Below are 3,658 nucleotides of genomic sequence, written 5' to 3' on the forward strand. Positions count from 1 at the left end.
GCGCATCAGCCAGTCGCCGGGGCGGCGCGCGACGGCGAGCAGCGTGCCGCCGCGCTCCTGCTGCAGGCGGTGGGCGCGGGTCGGCACTGCGATCGATCGGTGCACGCGCAGGTGGTGGCCTTGCAGGCCCAGCACGCCGACGCTGGCGCCGCCGTCGCGGTCTTGCCAGGCGGCGGCCAGCGCGGTCGACGCGGTCGCGGCCCAGGGCGAGCCGACGGCAGCGCCGAACGCTGCCGTCGCGCTGGCCTGCAACCAGCGTCGCCGTGTCCAGCGGGCGCGGCTCACAGCGACTCCACGAAACGCACCAGCGCCGCACGTTCGGCGGCCGTCATCTTCAGCACCTGGCGCCGGCTCGCGTCGGCCTCGCCGCCATGCCACAGCACCGCCTCGAGCACGCCGCGCGCACGGCCGTCGTGCAACAACTGCTGGTGGTCGTTGACGTCGCGGATCAGCCCCACGCCCCACAGCGGCGGCGTGCGCCACTGGCGGCCGCTGGCCCCGAAATCGGGCCGGCCGTCGGCCAGGCCGTCGCCCATGTCGTGCAGCAGCAGGTCGGTGTACGGCCAGATCGTCTGCCCCTTCAACGCCGGGCTCGCGAAGGCCGGCAGCGGACTGTCGCCGGTCACGTAGCTCGGCCGGTGGCAGGCGGCGCACTGCGCCTGCTCGAACAGCGCGCGCCCGTGCCGCACCTGCGCATCGCCCGGGTTGCGGCGTGCCGGCGGCGCGAGGCTCGCCTGGTAGAACACCACGTCGCCGAGCGTGCGGTCGTCGATCTCCGGCGCCTCGCCCTTCGCGCCGCGCGGCGCGGCGCGGCAGTCGTCCTGCGTGAAGGTGCACGACTCCTCGGGGAAACGGCTCGACGTGATGCCGATGTCGCCGACGAAGGCCGCGGCGGTCTGGTGCGCGAGCGTCGCGACATTGGCCTTCCAGCCGAAGCGGCCGGGCATCATGCGCTGCTCGAAGGCGTCCCACACCTGGTTGGGGCGACCCTTCACCGGACCGGGCGCGGCGGCCTGGCGCATCGCGTTGTCGAGGATCTCCTGCGCGGGGATCGCTTCGAGCAACCCCATGCCGATCAGCTGCGATGCGAGGCGCGGGCTGACCTGCAGGTCTTTCGACGCCGGCCCGTACGCGAGGCCCGCCAGGCCGAAGCGCGGCTGCCGCAGCGTGTAGCCCGTGCCGTCGGCGAACTTGCCGTGCAGCGTGCGCACCTGCATCGTGATGCGGCCCTCGACGCGCACGCCCGGCACGGCCAGCGTGCGCAATTGATCACCGTAGATCGGGTCCGGCCGCGGGCCGCCGTGCGGGCCTTCGCCCGGGATCGACAGGCGCAGCAGCAGCGCCACCGGCGGCTCGCCGCGCGGGTCGAGCGGCTTCGTGTAGTCGGGCGGCGCGCCGCGGCCGCTTTGCACGTGGCAGCCGCCGCACGAGCGCGCGATGAAGTGCGGCCCGAGCCCGTCGCGCGCCGCGGTCGACGACGGTGCCTCGACCCAGTTGCGCCGGAAGAACGAGTTGCCGACGGCGAAGCGCGTGCGCTCGTCATCGCTCAGGTTCGCGGCGGCGAACGAGAACGCATTGCGGCCGGTCGCGGCGACGGTGGTCGCGCCGCCGGTCTGCTCGTCGGGTGTCAGCGCATCGTCGGCAGGCGCGGCGTGCAGCAGCACGGCGTTCGCGCCGATGAGGGCCGCGAGCAGGCCGAGCTTGATCCGCCTCACGGCTTCACCATGTTCAGCCGCGTGATGCCGATCGCGTTGGCGGCCGCGCCGAGTTCACGCGCCTGCGCGAGCACGCTGTCGATGGTCGCGCGCACCCGCATCGGCCCGGGGGCGTTGCGGCTGCCGATGATCTCGCGGTCGAACGGCGGGTGGATCGCCTGCGCCGCGGCGATCGACGCGGCGATCTGCCGCGTGGTGCGCTCGGCCTGCGCCGCATCCTTGGCCGCCACCAGGTCGCGCAGCGACGGRCCTTGCAGCAGGCTGCCGTCGCGCCGCCGGAAGCGGCCGAGCCAGACGTTCTCGATGCCGAGCGCGTTGTTGACGATGTCGCGGTGCGTGTTGTCGGAGAAGCAGGACTGTTCGTCCTCCTGGTCCTGCGTGTTCAGCGCGACCTCCATGCGCTCGCCGGCCAGCTCGGCCCGCGACAGCGCGCCGATGCCGATGACGATGCGCCGCACCGATTCGATGCCGCCGCGCTCGAACTTCGCGCGGTAGTTCGCCTTCGCGTCGGGCGCCCAGGCGGCGATCAGGTAGCGCAGGTCGTCGATCAGCAGGCCGGTGACGGCCGAGAGGTACTGGCGGCGGCGATCCGCATGCAGGCCCTTGCCGTCGACGTAGTCCTCGAACGGGCGCTCGCCGGGGCCGGTCTCGCTGAGGTCCTGGCCCCACAGCAGGAACTCGATCGCATGCCAGCCGGTGGAGACGTTCTCGAGCCCGCCGCGGATGTTGGCCGCGGCCAGCGCCGCCTTCGTCAGTGGCGCCTTCGGGTTGTTGATGAGGCCGGCGTCGGGCCGGTCGCGCACGTAGTCGATGTACGACTCGTCGACCGGCCAGGTGTTCATGCGCTGCTCCGGCCCCTTGCCGTCGTCGACCGGGCCGGCATAGAAGCGGAAGGCCTCGGTCTGGCCGTACCACTCGCGGGCGTCGATCCACGCGGTGCGGGCGGCCTTCAGCGTGGCGGCCGAGGGCTGCGCGAGGAAGGCGGTGATGGCCTGCTGCATCGCGAGCGCGGCGGCCAGGCTGTCGCTGTAGGACGCGTGGACGAGCGTGGCGTAGTGGCGGACCACACCGGCGATGTCGGCGACCTCGGTGGCCGCGGCCGCCTGCCCCGGCCACAACATCGTTCCCAGCCCCGCGGCCACGGCGTGCAGCATCTCGCGCTTGTTCATCTTGTGATTGTTCGGGACCTGGGCGTTGCAATATAGACCACGCTTCGCCCGCTGGACATGCTTCATGTCGGGGGATGTCGGGGTGTGAAAGACCCTGCGTCAGCGAACGTTTTCGCGCGCGTGTCTGATGTCGTCCTGCGATGCCTCGCTGCATCGGCTCCGACTCCGATCACATGAACAACAAGACTTCCCACCGGCCTGTCAGGGCAGTGCCGGCCGCCGCGCGTCCGGTCGACGCCGACGCTGCGCTGGCGCAGGGCCGTGCGCTGCACGCTCAAGGCCGGCTGAGCGAGGCCTTCGCGCTGTACCAGGCCGTGCTGTCCGCCCAGCCCGAGAACCCCGAGGCCTTGCACCTGCTCGGCGTGGCCTACCTGGGCCTGCGCCAGCCGGCGCTCGGCATCGCCTTTGTGCGGCGCGCGATCGCCCGCCGGCCCGATGCGGCCGACTACCGGATGAACCTCGCGACCGCGCTGCTGCAGCTCGGCCAGGCGCCCGAAGCGCTGGCCGAGATGCAGCGCGCCTGCGAGCTGCGGCCCGACGATGCGCAGGGCCTGGCGATGCTCGGCGGGCTGTGCGTGCAGCTGGAGCGCTTCGACGAAGCCGAGCGCCGCTATGCCGCCGCGGTGGCGCTGCAACCGGACCAGGGCGCGTGGCACGAGGCGCTGGCCCGGCTGCGCTACCTGCGCTGGGCGATGCCCGAGGCGGTGCAGGAGGCACAGCGCGCGCTGGCGCTGGCGCCGCGCATCGCCGAGCGCCTGAACATGGGCTTTGCGC

3 protein-coding genes and 1 pseudogene are annotated in these 3,658 nt (G+C 73.0%); 1 reads left to right on the plus strand and 3 read right to left on the minus strand.

What is annotated here, in order from left to right:
- From AC1D12_RS27925 to AC1D12_RS27935, 3 genes and pseudogenes are all read right to left on the minus strand, one after another.
- Nucleotides 1-285, minus strand: a pseudogene (locus tag AC1D12_RS27925) (DUF1513 domain-containing protein); the annotation flags it as partial.
- The gene (locus tag AC1D12_RS27930) at nucleotides 282-1,715 is read right to left on the minus strand and encodes a di-heme oxidoreductase family protein (protein WP_477828320.1); all 1,434 of its coding nucleotides are present in this window, start codon (nucleotides 1,713-1,715) and stop codon (nucleotides 282-284) included. The pseudogene AC1D12_RS27925 and the gene AC1D12_RS27930, both read right to left, overlap by 4 nt.
- On the minus strand, nucleotides 1,712-2,884 hold the full coding sequence (locus AC1D12_RS27935) for an imelysin family protein (protein WP_477844334.1): 1,173 nt from the start codon (nucleotides 2,882-2,884) through the stop codon (nucleotides 1,712-1,714). The genes AC1D12_RS27930 and AC1D12_RS27935 overlap by 4 nt, the downstream gene beginning before the upstream one ends.
- 173 nt (nucleotides 2,885-3,057) lie before the next feature.
- Here AC1D12_RS27935 and AC1D12_RS27940 point away from each other — a divergent pair.
- Nucleotides 3,058-3,658 (plus strand): tetratricopeptide repeat protein (locus tag AC1D12_RS27940; protein ID WP_477844336.1); only part of this gene is annotated, 601 nt, incomplete at its 3' end.

Source organism: Rhizobacter sp. P1_G5 (assembly GCF_056405435.1).